The sequence below is a fragment of the Streptomyces sp. NRRL B-24572 genome (assembly GCF_002156145.1).
In the GTDB taxonomy this organism is placed as follows: Bacteria; Actinomycetota; Actinomycetes; order Streptomycetales; family Streptomycetaceae; genus Streptomyces; species Streptomyces vietnamensis.
In genome coordinates, this window is the sequence record NZ_MWIG01000943.1 from 1 (window position 1) to 1,274 (window position 1,274).

Consider the following 1,274-nt stretch of genomic DNA (forward strand, 5'->3'; position numbering starts at 1 on the left):
GTGAGCCGTTGCAGGTGGCGGGCGATGTGGACGACGGATTCGGCGAAGACCTCCTGGACGGCGGCGGCCAGGTCGGCCCGCTTATGGTCCGGCTGCTCCGCGACGTTGTCGGCGGTCCAGGCTCGGCCGCCGCCGTCCAGGAGGTCTTCGCCGAATCCGTCGTCCACATCGCCCGCCACCTGCAACGGCTCACCAGAGCCTCGACGTTGGTGTTCTCCGGCGGATGCGCCCTGAACTCCCACCTCAACGGCCAACTGGCAGCCGACAGCGGCTTCGACACCCTGTTCGTAGCCCCAGCCCCGCACGACGCGGGCACCGCCGTCGGCGCCGCGCTGTACGGCTGGCACTACCAGCTCGGGCAGGAGCGCCTTCCGGAGCCGTCCGACGCAGCATGGGGTCCGCACCCGGGCACCGTGCCGACGACACAGGTGCCGTCCGGGTACCGCGCCCTGACCGGCCTGGGGCCGGAGTTGGCGCCCACGGTGGCCACGCTGCTCGCGGAGCACCGCCTTGTCGGCTGGGTGCAGGGGCAGCTCGAGTTCGGGCCGCGGGCCCTCGGCCATCGCTCGATCCTCGCCCACCCCGGCCATGCCGCCACGCGCGACCGGCTCAACGCCATCAAGAAGCGAGCCACGTACCGCCCCTTCGCCCCGGCCGTCCTCGCCGAGCACGCCACGNNCCGTCGCCCCCGACCACCAGGGCCTGCACGAACTCCTGGAGCAGTTCCACGACCGCACCGGACTGCCGCTGCTGCTGAACACCTCCTTCAACCGCAAGGGCACCCCGATCCTGCGGACCGCCGAACAGGCCGTGGCAGCGACGGCGGACCTGGGCCTCGACGCCCTGGCAGTCGGGGACACCCTGCTCCTCGCCGACCGCGTGCCCGACCCCCGTGCCACAACCCTCCGTACGAGGTGAGCGGGATGAACCCCATCGACCTGGACCGCGTCCTGACCATCCTCGGCGCCGCCGCGTGGAGCATGGACGAGCAGTCCCGTGCCCGCGTCGCCGGCGCCCTCGCCCTCACCGTCTTCGACGGCCACACCCGCGACCNNTGGCCGTCGTCACGGTCTTGCGCGCCGAGATCAGGGTCAGCCACCCCGAGACCCTTCTCCTCGCCCTCCTCCACGACGCCCTGGAAGTGGCCCCCGAATCGGAGGCGCTCCTCACCCAGCACCTCGGCGGACCGTTCACCGCCGGGCTGCGTGCCATGACGGCGGACCACCGCCTCGAACAGCGCCCCAAGGCCGCCGGCGACGAGACCCGCTGGCGCT

The 1,274-nt window shown here is 72.8% G+C and carries 1 protein-coding gene and 2 pseudogenes; all 3 read left to right on the forward strand.

Annotated features, from left to right (window positions below; genetic code table 11):
- Window positions 1-83: 83 nt before the first annotated feature.
- Window positions 84-617 (forward strand): annotated as a pseudogene (locus CCN56_RS45305) (carbamoyltransferase C-terminal domain-containing protein); the annotation flags it as partial.
- Complete coding sequence (locus tag CCN56_RS45310) at window positions 589-918, forward strand: carbamoyltransferase C-terminal domain-containing protein (RefSeq protein WP_256962401.1); 330 nt, start codon at window positions 589-591, stop codon at window positions 916-918. The pseudogene CCN56_RS45305 and the gene CCN56_RS45310, both read left to right, overlap by 29 nt.
- A gap of 154 nt (window positions 919-1,072) precedes the next feature.
- Window positions 1,073-1,274 (forward strand): annotated as a pseudogene (locus tag CCN56_RS45315) (GTP pyrophosphokinase); the annotation flags it as partial.